Raw genomic sequence first — 15,300 nt, forward strand, 5'->3', positions numbered from 1 at the left:
GACCAGTCTAGGGATCGGGGACCATGGGCGGGCTGTCAACGGTCCGGTCCCGCGAGGTCCAGCTCAGCAGTAGTTCGCTGATCGCCTCGGGTGCCTCGAACATGGGGAGGTGTCCGACGCCGGGCAGCAGTTCGATCCGGGCGTTGGCCACCACCTCGTACTGGCGCACCGACGCCGGGTCCCAGCGAGGGTCGGCGGTACCGAAGGCCGCCAGCACCGGAACGGTGAGGGCGGCGAGACGATCGGGCACGCCGCGCTCGGCGATGTACTCGGTGTTGCGGCGCAAGATCGTCCTGAAGGTGCGGTACGAGATCTGCTTGAGATCGGCGACCGCCTCGTCGGGTACGTCCACCGGGCGAGCGGCCGTTGCCCCGATTCCCTTGCGAATCACCGCGTCCGAACGCCTCGGCCAGATCAGCGGGCCGAACGGCGGGCCCAGCAGGATCCGGAGGATCAACGGCTGGGAAAGCAGCGCGCCGGGATGCGGGCCGCAGCTGATCAGCGCGACCGAGCGCACCAGGTCGGGGCGCTGTTCGGCGAGGGCGGTGGCGACGTAGCCGCCACTGGAGTGCCCGACAACGGTGACCGGACCGCGGCCGAGGTCGTCGAGCACCGCCGCTACCGCGCTCGCCTGCGCGGGCACGTCGTACGACCGTGACGGTGGGGACTGACCACAGCCCGGAAGGTCGACCCGGATGACGTGGTGGTGGGAGGCAAGGGCCGGGACCACCGGGCTCCACGAGGCACCCGAAGCCCCCGATCCGTGGACGAGCACCAGCGGCGGCGCCTGCCGCGGACCGTCATGCATCACGTGTATCCCCTGCGAACGCTCAACACCGTTCTCGCTCATGCGAGCGATGGTGCACGGTCGCCGGCCACCGGTCTTGGACAAATGTCGCGTCGTGGGCAACGGGGCTCCGGCCGGTCTCCGCCGGCATCGCGCTACTCGTGTGTTCCGGCGAGGCGGGCTAATACCGCTGCGCGTACCAGGTCGGTGGCTCGCCGAACATGCTCTTGAAGTCGCGGATGAAGTGGCCCTGGTCTGCGTAGCCGAGGTCCGCCGCCAGCGCGGCCCAGTCGATCACCCCGCCGTCGGCCATGCGTGCGGTCACCTCGTGCAGGCGGTAGCGGCGGATCACCCACTTGGGCCCGATGCCGACGTACTCCGCGAACAGCCGTTGCAGCCCCCGCATGCTCAGTCCCAGCTCGTCGGCCAGCCGTTCGACCCTGGTCACGGCTTTGTCCTTGGCGATCAGCTCGACCGCGGCCACCGCCTGGCGCACCCGGCGGTCGTCGTCCGGCAGGTGTTTCAGCAGGAACGCTTCCACGGTCGGCACGTCTAGCGTCGTGGGCAGGTCCGGGCCGAACACCTCGGTCGCCGGAACGACGCGGTCGGTGATCGTCGAGACGGAGGCACCGAGGAACGGGCGGAAGCAGCCCGGCCGGAACGCGACGCCGAAGACGTGGTCGCGGCCCTCGAGGACTTTGATCTGGTAGCCACTGCACACGCCGTTGACGTCCGCGCGGCCACCGCTGAACGACAGGTGCACGTTCGGGTACGGCACGATCTTCTGCCGGTAGGGCTCGGCGTAGTCCCAGCGAGCCTCCCAATACCGCTCCACCCATGGCGCGAGCGCCGGCGACGGCTCGTGGAACGCGTGGCGCTGATGGCTGGTCCACGCACTCCGCAGCTCACGAATGTCCCGCCCCACACAGCAGAGTGTATGTCGCTTTTGTTCACTACCCCTCCGGCTCGCGCCGCCTAGCGTCGCCGCCATGTCACCCATATCCGACACGGCCGAGGCCATGGCCGCGGTCGCCCGTGCCATCACCGACGACCAGCTCGCCGACAAGACTCCGTGCAGGGAGTACGACGTGCGAGCGCTGCTCAACCACCTCCTGTTCTGGGGCCCGTCGCTCGCCGGCGCCGGCCGCAAGGAGTCCGTTCCGCAGCCGGCGGCCGCCGAGTCCGATGTGGACCTGGCGGCAGGCGACTGGCGCGGCCGCCTGCTCGCCCTTCTGGACGACATCACCTCGTCGTGGGCGCCACCGAGCGCCTGGGAAGGCGAGACGACCATGGGCACACCGCACACGCTGCCCGCGCCCGTCATGGGTGACATGGTCGTCGGCGAACTGGCCGTGCACGGCTGGGACCTGGCGGTCGCCACCGGGCAGCGGCTGGAACTTCCCCCCGGCCTGCTGGCGCATCTGCACGACACGGTGCTCGCCGGCGTGGAACAGGGGCGGGAGATGGGCATGTACGGACCGGAAGTCGCGGTGCCCGCCGATGCACCCACCTTGGACCGCATCCTCGGCCTGACCGGCCGCGATCCCGCTTGGACATAGTGAGGGTAAGGCAAACGTGTCGTGTTCGTGGGCAGGGCCGGCGGGTGAGCCGAAGGCTCCCTTCGCCGCGTCTGACGCAGCGAAAGGAGCCTTCAGCCCTGGTCAGGTGCGAGGTGGTCGTGAGTGGCGATTCGGGTTAGAGGCAAGGGTGTCTTAGGTATCTACGTGGGTTCCGGCTGCGGTTGATCCCCAGCCGGGTCCGTGAAGGCCTCCTTCCCTCGGCTCAGCCGAGGAGACTCGACCGTCAGCCGAGGCCTTCGATGATGCGGAAGTCGCGCTCGAAGCCGTCGGGGAGTGCGGCCAGCGCCTTCCGGTAGGCCGCGCTCTCGTATGCGGCGACCGCCTGTTCGAAGCTGTCGAACTCGATCAGGACGACGCGCTCGGCGATTCCGGCTTCGTGTGCGACGACCCGGCCGCCGATGCCGGCGACCACCCGCCCGCCCGCGGCCTTGACGGCCAGACCGGCCAGTCCGTTGTAGGCATCAAGCGTCTCAGGGTCTGTGATGGTGGGATAGACGCTGACCCAGTAGCCCTTGGGCATGGAACCTCCAGTGTTGGAATGCGTGCATCAGGTGGACCACGGGTCCACCTCACGAAGAACAGGCCCCAACAGGTCTCGAAGCTCAGCACCGGGGTGACCGGGATCCGGGATCATCTCGACACCGCTCGCGGTGATCAGCCCGCGGACCTCGGCTGGCCCCCGCCCGAATTCCTCTTCGAGCCAACCGATCACCGATCGGCAGACTTCGGGGTCAGAGGTGCGATGCTCGACCAACCATCGGACGACGTCGGCCATCACGAGATGCGGCAGAACTTCGCCTTCATTGTCGATGAGATGTTCCTCGAGGACAGGGGCCAATCGGCGGTGGGTGTCGATGAGCGCACCGATGGCCGCAACGGTGTACGCACTCATCGGCCCATCTTGGTGCATACACCCTCCTGTCGGTATACGGGTGGCGAGCTCGCCGCCGATCGCCACCGTCGTCGTGCCCTCCTGGTGTACACGGACTTTCGCCGAACTCGAACTGATCACCGAGCCGTCATCGAAGTCGGTACCGTACCGGTGACAACGGTGGACCACGATCATGGTGTTGCGAGGTGCGGGATGTCCGTGTCGGACGAACGGGTTCCAGAGGGTGTCGACGTCCGGGTGCCCAGTGCGGCACGGGTCTACGACTGGCTGCTCGGCGGCAACCACAACTTCGACGCCGACCGCGCCGTCGGGGAAAAGGTCATGGCGGTCCTCCCCTCCGGCCGTCAGGTCGCCGCGTCCAACCGGGCGTTCCTTCGCCGCGCCGTGCGGTACATGGTCGAACAGGGCATCACCCAGTTCCTCGATCTGGGCTCCGGAATACCGACCGTCGGCAACGTGCACGAAATCGCGCAAGACGTGAACCCCGGCTGCCGGGTGGTCTACGTCGACTACGACAAGGTCGCCGTCGCGCACAGCCGCCTCATCCTCGACGGCAACCCGAACGCCACTGTCGTCGACGCAGACCTGTGCCGCCCCGAGACGGTCCTGAACTCCGCGTCGGTGCGGGCTTCGCTGGACTTCGACCGGCCGATCGGGCTGCTCATGGTGGCCGTGTTCCACTTCATCCCGGACAGCCTGCATCCCGCCGAGATCGTCACCCGCTACCGCGACGCCCTGCCTGCCGGCAGCCTGGTCGCGCTGTCGCATCTGACCGCCGACCACGCGCCCCGTGAAATGGCAGCGGTCACCGACGCGATGAAGAACAGCCGGGACCCCATGTACTTCCGCCCCTACGACGAGGTCGTCGCCCTCTTCGACGGACTGGAGCTGATCGATCCCGGTGTGGTGAGCGCGCCACTGTGGCGACCGGAACCAGGCCTCCGCGACATCGAACCGGACGACGTCTACGCCGGCGTCGGACGCAAAATCTGACTTCAAGGCTTCATGCCGGAAAGGAACCCGATCGGGTCAAGCCGCGCGACGGTGCCGCTCGCGATCGCGTTCCAGACCGGTCGGCGCCCTTACAGTTCCGGCCATGTCGGAGGACGAGCGGGCGCGGGCCCGGCGTGTGCTGGCCTTCGCTCTCGACGTGGCGATGCAGATGTTCCGTCAGGGCATCGAGACCGCGGTCGTCGTCCGCACGGTTCGACGGCTGGCGAACGCGGGCGGCATCGAGGAACTGCGGATCTCGGTCGGGGTACGGGCGGTGCATCTGCAGTATTGCCCGAGCGGCGGCGGCGAGCCGGTGGTGCTGCTGGGCAGCATCGAGGCGAACGACACCCGCGACATCGGCCGGATGGGAGACCTGGAAGCGCTCGCGGTCCGTGCCGGGATCGGCGCGATCTCCCCTGACGAGGCCGAGCGTGCGGTCGGCAAGCTCGCCACGGCGGGCCCGACCTGGCCGTGGTACATCAGCTTGCTCGGCGGCTGCCTCCTCGCGGCGATGATCTGCCTGCAGGCGAACGGCACCGTCCTCGCCGCGGTGGTCGCGGCCGCGTTGTTCGTTCTCGCCAACCGCGTCGGCTGGGCGCTCGGCACGATCGGCATCGCCGAGTTCTTCCAGGTCGCGGCCAAGGCGAGCACCGTCCTCGTCATCGCGATCTCGCTGTTGTCGCTCGGCCTGCTCGACGGGCACGAGGCCGCGAGCCTCTCGGCGGCCAACCTCGTGCTGTTGCTGCCGATCCTGTCGCTGGTGTCCCTGGTGGAAGACGCCGTCGGCGACTACCACCTGATGGCCGCCGCGCGTATGGTCACGGTCCTGCTGCTCACCGGCGCGATCGTCACCGGGGTCATGGTCGTGGTGTCGGTGGCCAACGACCTCGACATCCTCGGGGAGGCGGGCCGGGTCCAGCTCGCGGCGTTACCTCTCGCCTTGGTGCCGTTGACGGCGCTGGTCGGTTCGCTGGGCAACGCGATCCTGATGGGGACGCCCGTCCGGTGGTGGCCGCTCGCCTGCGGCGCCGGAGTCGTCACGTCCCTGGTGAACTGGGCAGGCCACTCGATACTCGGCCTGGCCGCTCCGCTGGCGATCTTTCTCGCGACGACGGTGCTCGGCGTCCTGGCAGGCGCGGCCGCGCGGACGGTGAAAGTGCCGACCGCCGTCGTCACCATCCCCGGGCTGACCGGCGCCGTACTGCCGGGACCCGCGATGTACCTGAGCCTGTCACAGGTATTCGCCCAGGTCCCTGGCTCCTGGACCGCCGTGGCCGAAGCGATCGTCTCCACCGCGGCCATCGGCGTCGGCGTCGTACTCGGCCTCCAACTCGCCGCGCTACACCGCGCCGCGAGCCGTACTCCCGAGCTGAACTGAACGAATGGCCTCACGCGGCCAGACAGCGTCAACCCGTCGCCATCACCCGCTGCGACACGCTGTCCGCGTGCACCGGGGCGACGAACACGCTGCGAGGCGGCGCCGGTCTCTCGTCGTCGGGCAGGTCGAGGGCGGCCAAGCCGTCCTGCCACCGCACCCAGTCCTGGACACACAAACCCAGCCAGAACTCGACATCGTCGCAGTTCCGGCGGCGACAAAGGTTTCTGCTGCTGTCGATCGTCATAGACCCATGGAACCCTCCTCCCCCCATTCGCCTCCAGACTACTGCGACGCCCAGGCCACACGCTCGCGACATACCCTGGACGTCGGGAGGCCCTGCCAGATCAGCTCACGGACCGTGACCTCCCAGCCCGACGGCGTACAGTGGGCCCTGTCCCCACCGCCTGCACGACAATGAACGAGACATCGTCCATTCCGGACAGTCGATCTGGGGCCAACGGGAAGAAGGCGCCATGACCGCCGATCGGAAAGACCTCAGCCTGATCGCCGAACGACTCCGTCTCGGCGTCGGTTTCTCGGCCTCCGAACTCGATTGGGTCGCCGAACGACTGGCCGCGCTCGGTTCCAGGCTGCGTTCCTTCCACGAAGGCCAGGTCGATCTCGAAATCAGTGTCAAGGACCGGAACGGCGCGGGGCAGCAGCTCACTCTCGAATGCCGGCTCCATCGCTTTCCCGGCCTGCATCTGGTGGCCGGTTCTTCGGCACCGGATCTGCCGGCCGCGCTCAACGAGGTCCGCGGCGACATGATCCGCCAGGTGGACCACGCGAAGACCCGCACCGAACCGCGCCACAACCGCGCGCTGCGACACGCTCCGACCACTACGTCAGGAGCGTGACCGCGAGGCGTGGGCGAGGATCGCGTCGATGTCGGCAGCGCCGTCGGCGACCTCACGGGACAGGTCCGCCAAGCGCAGGTTGTGGCCCCGGGCATAGCCGCGCAGGGCGGTGAAAGCGTGTTCCATATCCGGATCATGGCTGCGTGCGGACAAGACACCCTTCGCCTGTTCGATGATCACCCGGCTGTTCAGCGCGGACTGGAGTTGCTCGGTGAGGACCTCACCACGGACGATGGCGCGTTGTTGCAGTAGTCCGATCGTGGCGACGTCGGCGAGCGCCTGGCTGAGCGCGGTGCGATCCGCGTCTTCCCGCACGGGTTCGGTGTGGAGCAGCGTGAGGCTGCCGACGACCATCCCGCGCAGCCGCATCGGGACTGCTTCCGCGGCGCGGAATCCGGCCGCGGCCGCCGCGGTCGCGAACTCGGGCCACCGCGCGGCGTCCTCCCGGAGATCGGTGCTGCGCATCGGGTGGCCGTCGCGGACGCAGTCGATACACGGCCCGTCCCCGGTCTGTACCGCCAAGGTTTCCAGCAGCCCGGCCCGTTCGGAGGAGGCCGCGGCCATCCGGAGCCTGCCTTGGACATCGGCCAGTACGACACCGGCGGCGGAGACCTCCATCAGCCGCACACACTGTTCGACGAGTGTGCGCAGGAAGTCCGCGACGTCGAAGTCGTCAACGAGGGTGTCGGCGAGCTCGACGAAAACGCGCGCGAGCAGCCGTTCCCGTCGCATGGCCGCCGAGGTTTCGCCGGACGCGAGTTCTTGCGGTTCTCCTGTCATGTTTTCATTCTCCCGTCTCGAGGACCAGTTCGCGCCGCACGATCCGGCCGCCCACCTCGTTCAGCGACAGATGATGGGCATAGGCGTAGGCGCGGATCCTGATGAGCGCTTCTTGGAAACTCACGTCGAGTTGAACGGTCACGACGCCGGTGGCCTGATGCACCGCGCTGTGCAATTCGCCTTGTCCCAGCAGCATCGCGCCCTGCGCCGTCTCGGCATCGTTCAGCAGCGCCACTGTTCCCGCCTCTGCCAAGGCCAGGGCGCCGGAGAGATGTGGCGCGCTGAGCGGGCCCGGTGTGGTGCGGTAAAGGTCCAGCACGCCCATGCGCGCGGCGCCGACGTGGAGCGGGAACGAGAACACCGCCGCCACACCGAGCTCCACCGCCCCGGGCGCGTAGGCGGGCCATCGGTCGTGCTCGGCGTCGAGATCCGGGACCAGTACCGCCTCGCCCGAAACGAACGCGTCCACGCTCGGTCCCTCACCCACCGTCAGCTGAAGGTCTTCCAGTCGCTTCCCCGCCTCGCCGGTCGAGTGCGCCAGGATCTGGGTGCCGTCGGCCAAGGGGCCGGCCATCACGCTCATCCCGGCGCCGGAGACGGCCAGTTCGGTGACGCACAGTTCGCAGATGCGCCGGACCACGTCGAGGTCACCGTCGGCATCACCGAGAAGGGTGAGAAGCCGTTCGGTCATGGCAGAGCGAGACGGAAGATCTTGCGGACTACCGAGCCGAGTTGTTTCGACAGGGAACCGGTGTTGTAGGGCAGGCCGTGCTTCTCGCAGATCTCCCGCACCTCGGCCGCGATCCGCGGATAACGGCGGGACGGGATGTCCGGGAACAGGTGGTGTTCGATCTGGTGGCTGAGATTCCCGGACAGCAGGTGGAACAGCGGGCTTCCGGTGATGTTCGCGGAGCCGAGCATCTGGCGCAGGTACCACTGCCCCTTGCTCTCGTTCTCGCTCTCCTCTTCGGTGAACACCTCGGCGCCGTCGGGGAAGTGGCCGCAGAAGATGATCGAGAAGGCCCAAAGGTTGCGGACCAGGTTCGCGCTGAGGTTCGCCGCCAGCGTCACCGGGAACAGCGGGCCGGTCAGCGCGGGGAACACCAGGTAATCCTTGCCCGCTTGCCTGCCAACCTTGCGCAGCATCGGGCCGAGCAACGGGCGGACGTCCGCCCACGAACGGCGGCCTTGCACGATCCGGTCCGCTTCGAGGTCGTGCAGCATGATCCCGTATTCGAAGAATACCGCCTGCGCCGCCGCGTAGAGCGGATTGCCGAGGTAGTACGGATTCCATTTCTGATCTTCGGTGATCCGGATGATGCCGTAGCCGACGTCGCGATCCTTGTCGACGATGTTGGTATAGGTGTGGTGCATGAAATTGTGCGAGCGGCGCCACTGGTCACTCGGGCAGACCATGTCCCATTCGAAGGTCCGCGAATTCAGCGTCGGGTCCTTCATCCAGTCGTACTGACCGTGCAGGACGTTGTGCCCGATCTCCATGTTGTCCAAGATCTTCGACAACGACAGCGCGCCGACCCCGGCGATCCACGCCGGCGGGAACCAGCCCGCGAACAGGAGCAGACGGCCCGACAGCTCACTGAGCCGTTGCACCGCGACGACCCGGCGGATGTAGTCGGCGTCGTCCGCGCCGAGATCCGCCACCACACGCTGCCGCAGCGCATCCAGTTCCTTGCCGATGAGCTCCACCTGGGCCTGGTCGAGTTTTCGGATGGTCGTGGTCATGGAGCATCTCCTTGCCGTAGTTCGGGTTTTCGGTCGAGGCCGGGACAGGACACCGAAACCCTTCGCTGCCGGCGACGATGCCGAGCACGATCCAGGTGAGAACGCCCATGGCGACTCCTGGGCAGAGCATGCGCCGCCAGGGTCCGGGGCGAAACCCGATGCACCACGATCCGTTCCGCCGGTTCCGGCCGCTCGATCGGGTGACACCCGCCAGCGTAGACCTCGATCTCGGTGCCCGCCCACCGAGGCGAGACCGATACCTCCGGCCCGAGAAGCCGATCCGGAAACGCCTCTTTACCTCTCGCCACGGGGTAGGCTGCCAAGACAGCGCCGGAGTGCCCAGACACCGCCCTCACGACGATCACCCGTCAACCGGTCGCATCTGTTCGTTCAGCGGTGGCCGGCCAGTCTGGAGCCCCGGATCGTGAAACTCGTAACGCTCGATCCTCGCCGTTCCCCTCGTCCCCGAACGGATGGCACGGCGCACCGTTTCCCACCGTTGGCCGTGACCGTGGAGCGACTCGGCCGGACAACGGTGCTCGTCATGGACGGTGACCTGGACCTGCACACCACACCCACGGCACGCCAAGCGATCGAGTCGGCGTTGAGCCATCGGCCGCGACGGTTGATCGTGGACCTGAGTCTCGTGCGGTTCCTGAACTCCACCGGGCTGGAAGTCCTGCTGGCCGCCCACCGGCAAGCCACCCCGCATACCGACCTCCGGCTGGTCGCCTCCACGCGCGCCGTCTGGCGGCCACTGCGGATCACCCGGCTGCACGAACACCTGGTCATCCACGAGTCACGTTCGGCAGCCATCGCCTCACCTGCCAGCACCGGCGACGATGGCGAATCGGCTACCCATTGCCTATTTCACCAGGCGGGGCCGCGTCAAGAAAAGGCGCGGCGCTCGCGATCTGTTCTCAGGCCACAAGGAGAAGAATGCGGTGGCGCTCTTACAACCTAGGAACTGTACGGCACAACGCGGTGGTCACCGTAGCACTCAAGGCCAAGGCGAACGTGCGCTTGATGACCAAGGATCATTTCGCCGCCTACCAACGACAGCAATTTTACCGAATGCTTGGCGGGGTAGCTGTCACACCCCTCTTCAAGGTGACCATTCCACAAAACGGAGATTGGTACGTCGTGCTGGACGTCGATGGCCTGAACTCGCCATTGCTCCCGGCCGCGGTATCGGTCGCGCGTTGACGGATACCCTTTACAGAGGGCAGCTTGCACGGTTTTCTAGGGGTCGTGAGTGATAAAGAGGGTTAGAACCCAATGCCACGTAGCTTAAGTTGCTCTTGAGCGGCTGCCGGTCTGCTCGATCAAGCCGGACAAGTCATCGGCAGCGGACCCGAGGCGCGACTGTCCACACCGGACGCCAGTCCGGATCCAAGTGCCCGATTTGGGCGCTTTGCGCAGCTACAAGAGGGGGTCGTGAGTGGCAATGAGGGTTAGAACGACCTTTGCCACTCACGACCTCATCAAAAACCGTACATCCAGCCATCAACCGGGCATTCAGTCGTCAGAAAGTGTCCCTTGTGGACACTCGGATAACGGCCGGCTCCCGCAGGCCAGCCCAGAACCACCCGGCCCGACTCCGGGATGCCGCCGCCGGTAATGCTCGGCCGGCAGCCACGCACCTTCGGACTCGTCGAGCTGGAACCATTACGATGATCCCTCGTCGCACAGCGCATCTGGAGGGACGTCCGCCGTGGTCAGTCGGTTGGGCGTTCTCCTCCGCGATGCCCGCCGGCGGGCCGGTCTGACTCAGGAAGAGTTGGCCGACCGGGCGGGTCTCGGGGTGCGAACCATCCGGCGGCTCGAGAACGGCGAGGGGACCGACCCGCGCGTCGGCACCGTGACGTTGCTCGCCGACGCCCTCGGTCTCACCCCGCACGAGCGCGGCGACCTCCTCGCCGCCGCCGATGGCAGGCCACCGGACGAGCCCGTCGAAGCGCCGTCGAGCGACACCGACGACGCGCCCGTGGTCCCGGCCCCCGACCTCGTCCGCACGATCCCCGCGGAGGTCAAAAAAGCGGCGGATCACCTGGCCACGATCATCGCCGTCCGGCTCCGGCGCGAGGAGGAACTGCGCCGCGTGCACGATCCCTTCCCGCTGCCCGTCCGGTGGCGGACCGCGGCCGACCTCGCCGATCACTGGGACAACATCTGCCGCTTTCCGCACGGAATGACCGCGGAACCGCTGGATCTCTCGGGCGAGATCGGCGACATCGCGCGCGTCTACCGCGGTATCCCGTCACGGAAGCTGGTGGTGCTCGGCCACGCGGGCGCGGGCAAGACGGTGCTGACGCTGCGTTTCGTACTCGACGCGCTGGCCGCCCGGGATCCCGGCGGCGTCGTCCCGGTGATCTTCACCATCGGCTCGTGGAACCCGGCGGCCATGCCTTTGCGCACCTGGCTCGTCGAGACGCTTCAGCGCGACCATCCCGGTCTCTCCGCGGGGGCGCCCGGCGGCTCGACGCTCGCGGCGGTGCTGGTCGACACCGGCTTCATCCTGCCCGTGCTCGACGGCTTCGACGAGATCGCCGAGGGCCTGCATCAGCCGGCGCTCGAGGAGCTCAACTCCCTTTCCGGGCCACTGTTGCTGACCAGTCGCGTCGACGAGTACGAGCGCGCTGTCGCCAAGTTCGTCGTGCTGACTTCCGCCGCCGTCGTCGAACTGACCGACCTCACCATCGACGACCTCGCCGGCTATCTGCCCCGGACCGCCCGGCGCGTCGCCTCCGGCAGCGCGGCGACGGCGTGGGACCCGGTCTTGGACGCGTTACGCGCCGCCGAAGCACCGGCCGCGAACCTCGCCGCGGTCCTGCGCACCCCACTCATGGTCGGGCTGGCCCGGACGGTCTACAGCGATGCACGCGACCGCGACCCGGCGATCCTGCTGGACACCGACCGCTTCCCGACGGCGCAGGCTCTCGAAGAGCACCTGCTCGACACGTTCATCCCCACCGTCTACCGCGGGCAGCGGGAGACCACCGGCGACGACGTCCCCCAGCGCTGGGATCTCGAACAGATTCGCCACTGGCTGGGCTTCCTCGCCGACGACCTCGGCCGGCGGGATACCGGCGACCTCGAATGGTGGCGGCTGGGCAGCTCGCTGAGCCGCTGGTCGCGCGTCCTCCTGGTGACGGCTTTCGCGTGGCTGGCCACCTCACTCGTCGTCTGGTTCGTCTTGGCCCCGCTCAACTCGCTCTCCTCCGGCCTTCGGTTCCGGGTGCCCGTCGTCTTCGTCGACGGGCTGGTCAGCGGAGCCGTGATCGCCGTCCCGTTCGGCCTGCTGTATTCGTTCCTGGTGGCCCGCAAGACCGGGTCCCTGGAGCCGACCCGCGTCCGCGTGCGGCTGTTCGGCCGGTCGTCACGACGACCCGGGCTCCGGAGAAAGATCGTCACGAGGTTCGCGGCGGGCGTGGCAGGCGGCCTGCTGGCGGCCATCGCCGTCACCTTCGTCGGCGTCTTCGTGAGAGCGCTTTCGCCGGACCTGGTCGTCATCGACGATCTCGGCCTTCTCCTCCGCCTGATCCTCGTCGACGTCGCCATCTTCGGGCTCGCCTTCGGCCCGGCCTGCGGTGGGCTGCTGGCACTCCTCACCCTTCTGGAGGTGCCCGCCGACCTGACCACCGCCACCAGCCCGGCCGATCTGCTCGCGGCGAACCGCTCGACCGTGCTGCGCGTCGTCGGCTTGTTCGCGCCGGTGCTCGCGATCGCGATCGGCCTCGGCACCTTCGCGGGCGTTGCCGCGTTGGAAGGCATCACGGGCCCGTCCCTGCATCTCTCGCGGTCGTTCAGGGTCAGTGCGCTGCTCGGCCTCACGGCGGGGCTCGCCGCGGGCTTCGCGTACGTGATCACCTTCACCGCGTGGGGCCAGTGGCTGATCTTCAGCCGCTTCCGGCTCCCCCTCCTCCGCAAGCTGCCGTGGGCCATCACCGCGTTCCTCGACGACGCCCACCGGCGAGGGGTGCTGCGCCAGTCCGGCGCCGTCTACCAGTTCCGGCACATCCGGTTGCAGCAGCATCTCGCCAAGGCCTACCGCGACCGGCGTTAGGCCTTTTCCCAGGTCAGTGCCACCGGCCGCAAATGGCCGCTTCTCGACCTTCCGGCTCCGGCACGCCCGCCGCCAGCATGGGTCACCTCGACGAGTGATCGGCCCGGGAGGGGGTTCAGGGGTGGATACCGAAACATCGCCGGCTGGTATCTCCGGGGTGTGGGGCGTGTACTTCGGCAGGCCCGCGCCGCCGGAGGACGGGGTGAACTGGGCGGCCTACAGCCACGAAGAACTGCACCGGATGCTGTGGCAGGACGCCGACATCACGGACGTCAGCACGATCGCCGCCGACTGGTCCGCGCACCGGGCGGCGTTGGTCAACCACGCGGAAGTGCTGCGCGAGCAGCGCGCGGCGTTGCTGGACGGCTGGCAGGGCAGTGGCGCGGAGGAAGCGGCGCGGCGCCTCCTCGTGCTCGCCGACCGGGTGGAGAAGATCGCGGGACTGGCCCACGCGGGCGAGCGGGCCGCGGAACAGGCGGCCGACGCGCTCGCGTGGGCGAGGGCGATGATGCCCGCTCCGCCGGGTGACCCGGTCGTACCGATGACCGACCCGTCGGCGAACTGGGCCGTCGGGTTCAGCTTTTACGCCGGCACCAGCGCGAACGACGTGCAGAAGCAGCGGGCCGTCGACGCGATGCGGACCTACGAGTCGAGCCTGACGAACTCGAGCCGGCTGATCGGCCAGGCGCAGGGCACGATCCCGGCTGCTTCGACCATGCCGGGCAGTGACGGCACCACGGCGAGCGGCTCGGCCTCGCCGTCGGACGGCACCGCCCCGAGCGGTTCGTCGTGGCGGTGCCTTACCGAGACCGGCGGTCTCGGGCAGGGCGCGACGGTCGGGACGTTCACCGGCGCCGGTGTCGCCGCGGGTATCCCCGGGACCGGCGTCTTCGTGAACCCGCTCGCGAACGGTGCGCGGGTGGGGACTGCCGCGCTACCGGTCGCGCCCGGCGCGATGGCGGCGCAGGCGGCCGCCGAATCGGCCGCGAAGCGCACCGGCTCCGTGGGCTATCCGGGGCCGCACGGCTCAGGCACTCGCGACCGGCCCGCCGAGGACGACCACACGAACCAGCTGCCGACGATCGACCATGCGCTCTTCCCGCTCGCGGAACCCGCCAGCGAGGCGGTCATCGGCCTTCCCCGACAGGAGCGGCGATGAGCGACGGGCGAGGAATCGAAGTCGAGCTGGAACTGCTCGACGCGCGCATCACGACGCTGGCCGATCTCGGCGATCTCACCGCCGATCTGGTGGCCACCGCGAGCAGGCTCGCGGAACGGCTGCCGATGCTGGGAACAGCGCCGCCCGCCGTGCATTTGGCGAACCGCTTGCGGGAGGCCGGATCCGGCCTCGCGGGCGAGGTCGCGTCCACGGAACGCGAAGTCAGGGAATACCAGCGGATGCTCGCGGCCGCCAAGCGCAAGTACCAGGAGCACGACGAACAGTCCGGCGACGATCTCAGGGCCGGCGCGAAGTCCGTCGAAACGGGGCGAGGCTCATGACCACCCCGCTCGGCGAACACGGCAGCCGCTTCGAACTCGTGGAGCTGGATCTGCTGGCGACCTATGCGGGGAAACGGCCGCCGTTTCCGTTGCGGGTCCCCTCGGCAGGCAGGCTCGCGGGCGAACGCGAGGCCCTGCTCCGTGCCGCGGGCGGCTCGCTGGCCGAGCGTGGCCTCGCCACGGCGGACGAACCCGTCGGCGTGGCGGCGGATCTGGTGGCCGCACTGCGCGGGTACCACAGCTCGATCGATCTGGTGCTGGCCCGTCAGGGGGCCGTGACCGGTTTCGTGGCGTTGCCCCACGGAGACCACGCGGTCCTGTGCGGCCAGCCGATCGACGGCACGCCGGGCCCGGTCACCGTCACGACGGTCGCGTACGACGCGCTGGCGGACACACTCGCGAGCTTCCTCCCGGAGATGGCGGCCGCACCGGCCATGCCGATCACCTTGCCGCCGGGTGCCGACGGCGACCAAACGGCCGTCGAAGCACTCGCCACCGTGCTGCCTTCGGTGACGGGACGCGGCCAGTTCGGTGTCCTACGCGGGCCTGGCGGCGAGCGACCACTCGAACTGTCCTGGTTGGACGGTCCTGACGGGAGAGTCCGGATCGACCACGACGATCGCGGCTGGGTGAGCGTCAACCCGTTGCGGCACAACGAAATTGTTCGCGTACTACGCGAGGCGGCGGCACTGGCCCGCCAGTGACGACGCGTTCGAAGACACCG

At 68.5% G+C, this 15,300-nt stretch carries 18 protein-coding genes; 10 read left to right on the top strand and 8 right to left on the bottom strand.

The genetic code is table 11. From position 1 onward, the window contains the following. Positions 1 to 7: 7 nt before the first annotated feature. Positions 8 to 850: an alpha/beta fold hydrolase gene (locus DMH03_RS34000; RefSeq protein WP_125796112.1), complete on the bottom strand. Its 843-nt coding sequence runs from the start codon at positions 848 to 850 to the stop codon at positions 8 to 10. Between the two features lie 118 nt (positions 851 to 968). Further along, positions 969 to 1,712, bottom strand: a complete 744-nt coding sequence (locus DMH03_RS34005; protein WP_233611785.1) for a helix-turn-helix domain-containing protein — start codon at positions 1,710 to 1,712, stop codon at positions 969 to 971. Positions 1,713 to 1,776: 64 nt separating this feature from the next. On the opposite strand from DMH03_RS34005, the gene DMH03_RS34010 reads away from it, so the two are divergent. Further along, positions 1,777 to 2,346: a TIGR03086 family metal-binding protein gene (locus DMH03_RS34010; protein WP_233611786.1), complete on the top strand. Its 570-nt coding sequence runs from the start codon at positions 1,777 to 1,779 to the stop codon at positions 2,344 to 2,346. Positions 2,347 to 2,590: 244 nt separating this feature from the next. Here the strand turns inward: DMH03_RS34010 and DMH03_RS34015 are convergent, their stop codons facing one another. Continuing rightward, entirely contained in the window at positions 2,591 to 2,887 is a 297-nt protein-coding gene (locus tag DMH03_RS34015; protein WP_125796113.1) for a DUF1330 domain-containing protein, read from the bottom strand. A gap of 27 nt (positions 2,888 to 2,914) precedes the next feature. Then, a complete protein-coding gene (locus DMH03_RS34020) occupies positions 2,915 to 3,433 on the bottom strand; it encodes a hypothetical protein (RefSeq protein WP_125796114.1) in 519 nt (172 codons plus the stop codon). Positions 3,434 to 3,451: 18 nt separating this feature from the next. Here DMH03_RS34020 and DMH03_RS34025 point away from each other — a divergent pair, with 18 nt between their 5' ends. Next, entirely contained in the window at positions 3,452 to 4,252 is an 801-nt protein-coding gene (locus DMH03_RS34025; protein WP_125796115.1) for an SAM-dependent methyltransferase, read from the top strand. Positions 4,253 to 4,355: 103 nt separating this feature from the next. Next, positions 4,356 to 5,630 (top strand): threonine/serine exporter family protein, encoded by a 1,275-nt coding sequence (locus DMH03_RS34030; RefSeq protein WP_125796116.1) that lies wholly within the window; start codon positions 4,356 to 4,358, stop codon positions 5,628 to 5,630. 28 nt (positions 5,631 to 5,658) lie between these two features. On the opposite strand, the gene DMH03_RS34035 is transcribed toward DMH03_RS34030, so the two are convergent. Further along, positions 5,659 to 5,874 carry a hypothetical protein gene (locus DMH03_RS34035; protein ID WP_125796117.1) on the bottom strand — a complete coding sequence of 72 codons (216 nt, stop codon included), beginning with the start codon at positions 5,872 to 5,874 and terminating at the stop codon, positions 5,659 to 5,661. 229 nt (positions 5,875 to 6,103) lie between these two features. On the opposite strand from DMH03_RS34035, the gene DMH03_RS34040 reads away from it, so the two are divergent. Continuing rightward, positions 6,104 to 6,487, top strand: coding sequence for an HPF/RaiA family ribosome-associated protein (locus DMH03_RS34040; RefSeq protein ID WP_125796118.1), 384 nt, complete (start codon positions 6,104 to 6,106; stop codon positions 6,485 to 6,487). Here DMH03_RS34040 and DMH03_RS34045 read toward each other — a convergent pair. From DMH03_RS34045 to DMH03_RS34055, 3 genes are read right to left on the bottom strand one after another with little or no spacing between them, the layout of a single operon-like run. Continuing rightward, positions 6,476 to 7,267, bottom strand: coding sequence for a GAF and ANTAR domain-containing protein (locus DMH03_RS34045; protein WP_199749128.1), 792 nt, complete (start codon positions 7,265 to 7,267; stop codon positions 6,476 to 6,478). The genes DMH03_RS34040 and DMH03_RS34045 overlap by 12 nt on opposite strands. 4 nt (positions 7,268 to 7,271) lie before the next feature. After that, positions 7,272 to 7,958: a GAF domain-containing protein gene (locus tag DMH03_RS34050; RefSeq protein ID WP_125796119.1), complete on the bottom strand. Its 687-nt coding sequence runs from the start codon at positions 7,956 to 7,958 to the stop codon at positions 7,272 to 7,274. After that, entirely contained in the window at positions 7,955 to 9,010 is a 1,056-nt protein-coding gene (locus DMH03_RS34055; RefSeq protein ID WP_125796120.1) for an acyl-CoA desaturase, read from the bottom strand. The genes DMH03_RS34050 and DMH03_RS34055 overlap by 4 nt, the downstream gene beginning before the upstream one ends. 505 nt (positions 9,011 to 9,515) lie before the next feature. Here DMH03_RS34055 and DMH03_RS42710 point away from each other — a divergent pair. The 6 genes from DMH03_RS42710 (at position 9,516) to DMH03_RS34085 (ending at position 15,280) form a co-directional block, all read left to right on the top strand. Beyond that, positions 9,516 to 9,974, top strand: coding sequence for an STAS domain-containing protein (locus tag DMH03_RS42710; RefSeq protein WP_233611787.1), 459 nt, complete (start codon positions 9,516 to 9,518; stop codon positions 9,972 to 9,974). A gap of 20 nt (positions 9,975 to 9,994) precedes the next feature. Beyond that, positions 9,995 to 10,216: a DUF1883 domain-containing protein gene (locus DMH03_RS34065; protein WP_233611788.1), complete on the top strand. Its 222-nt coding sequence runs from the start codon at positions 9,995 to 9,997 to the stop codon at positions 10,214 to 10,216. 508 nt (positions 10,217 to 10,724) lie between these two features. Continuing rightward, positions 10,725 to 13,076 carry a helix-turn-helix transcriptional regulator gene (locus DMH03_RS34070; protein ID WP_125796123.1) on the top strand — a complete coding sequence of 784 codons (2,352 nt, stop codon included), beginning with the start codon at positions 10,725 to 10,727 and terminating at the stop codon, positions 13,074 to 13,076. A gap of 121 nt (positions 13,077 to 13,197) precedes the next feature. Then, positions 13,198 to 14,235, top strand: coding sequence for a hypothetical protein (locus tag DMH03_RS34075; protein WP_125796124.1), 1,038 nt, complete (start codon positions 13,198 to 13,200; stop codon positions 14,233 to 14,235). Then, positions 14,232 to 14,576 (top strand): hypothetical protein, encoded by a 345-nt coding sequence (locus DMH03_RS34080; RefSeq protein WP_125796125.1) that lies wholly within the window; start codon positions 14,232 to 14,234, stop codon positions 14,574 to 14,576. Before DMH03_RS34075 ends, DMH03_RS34080 begins: the two co-directional genes overlap by 4 nt. Next, positions 14,573 to 15,280, top strand: coding sequence for an ESX secretion-associated protein EspG (locus DMH03_RS34085; protein ID WP_125796126.1), 708 nt, complete (start codon positions 14,573 to 14,575; stop codon positions 15,278 to 15,280). The genes DMH03_RS34080 and DMH03_RS34085 overlap by 4 nt, the downstream gene beginning before the upstream one ends. Positions 15,281 to 15,300 lie beyond the last annotated feature (20 nt).

The organism is Amycolatopsis sp. WAC 01376 (genome assembly GCF_003947415.1).
GTDB lineage: Bacteria > Actinomycetota > Actinomycetes > Mycobacteriales > Pseudonocardiaceae > Amycolatopsis.

Excerpts from the sequence above, each read along its gene's own strand:
- DMH03_RS34000 (WP_125796112.1), bottom strand. The coding sequence starts at position 850 with ATGAGCGAGAACGGTGTTGAGCGTTCGCAGGGGATACACGTGATGCAT.
- DMH03_RS34010 (WP_233611786.1), top strand. The coding sequence starts at position 1,777 with ATGTCACCCATATCCGACACGGCCGAGGCCATGGCCGCGGTCGCCCGT.
- DMH03_RS34015 (WP_125796113.1), bottom strand. The coding sequence starts at position 2,887 with ATGCCCAAGGGCTACTGGGTCAGCGTCTATCCCACCATCACAGACCCT.
- DMH03_RS34020 (WP_125796114.1), bottom strand. The coding sequence starts at position 3,433 with ATGATCGTGGTCCACCGTTGTCACCGGTACGGTACCGACTTCGATGAC.
- DMH03_RS34025 (WP_125796115.1), top strand. The coding sequence starts at position 3,452 with ATGTCCGTGTCGGACGAACGGGTTCCAGAGGGTGTCGACGTCCGGGTG.
- DMH03_RS34030 (WP_125796116.1), top strand. The coding sequence starts at position 4,356 with ATGTCGGAGGACGAGCGGGCGCGGGCCCGGCGTGTGCTGGCCTTCGCT.
- DMH03_RS34035 (WP_125796117.1), bottom strand. The coding sequence starts at position 5,874 with ATGACGATCGACAGCAGCAGAAACCTTTGTCGCCGCCGGAACTGCGAC.
- DMH03_RS34040 (WP_125796118.1), top strand. The coding sequence starts at position 6,104 with ATGACCGCCGATCGGAAAGACCTCAGCCTGATCGCCGAACGACTCCGT.
- DMH03_RS34045 (WP_199749128.1), bottom strand. The coding sequence starts at position 7,267 with ATGACAGGAGAACCGCAAGAACTCGCGTCCGGCGAAACCTCGGCGGCC.
- DMH03_RS34050 (WP_125796119.1), bottom strand. The coding sequence starts at position 7,958 with ATGACCGAACGGCTTCTCACCCTTCTCGGTGATGCCGACGGTGACCTC.
- DMH03_RS34055 (WP_125796120.1), bottom strand. The coding sequence starts at position 9,010 with ATGACCACGACCATCCGAAAACTCGACCAGGCCCAGGTGGAGCTCATC.
- DMH03_RS34080 (WP_125796125.1), top strand. The coding sequence starts at position 14,232 with ATGAGCGACGGGCGAGGAATCGAAGTCGAGCTGGAACTGCTCGACGCG.
- DMH03_RS34085 (WP_125796126.1), top strand. The coding sequence starts at position 14,573 with ATGACCACCCCGCTCGGCGAACACGGCAGCCGCTTCGAACTCGTGGAG.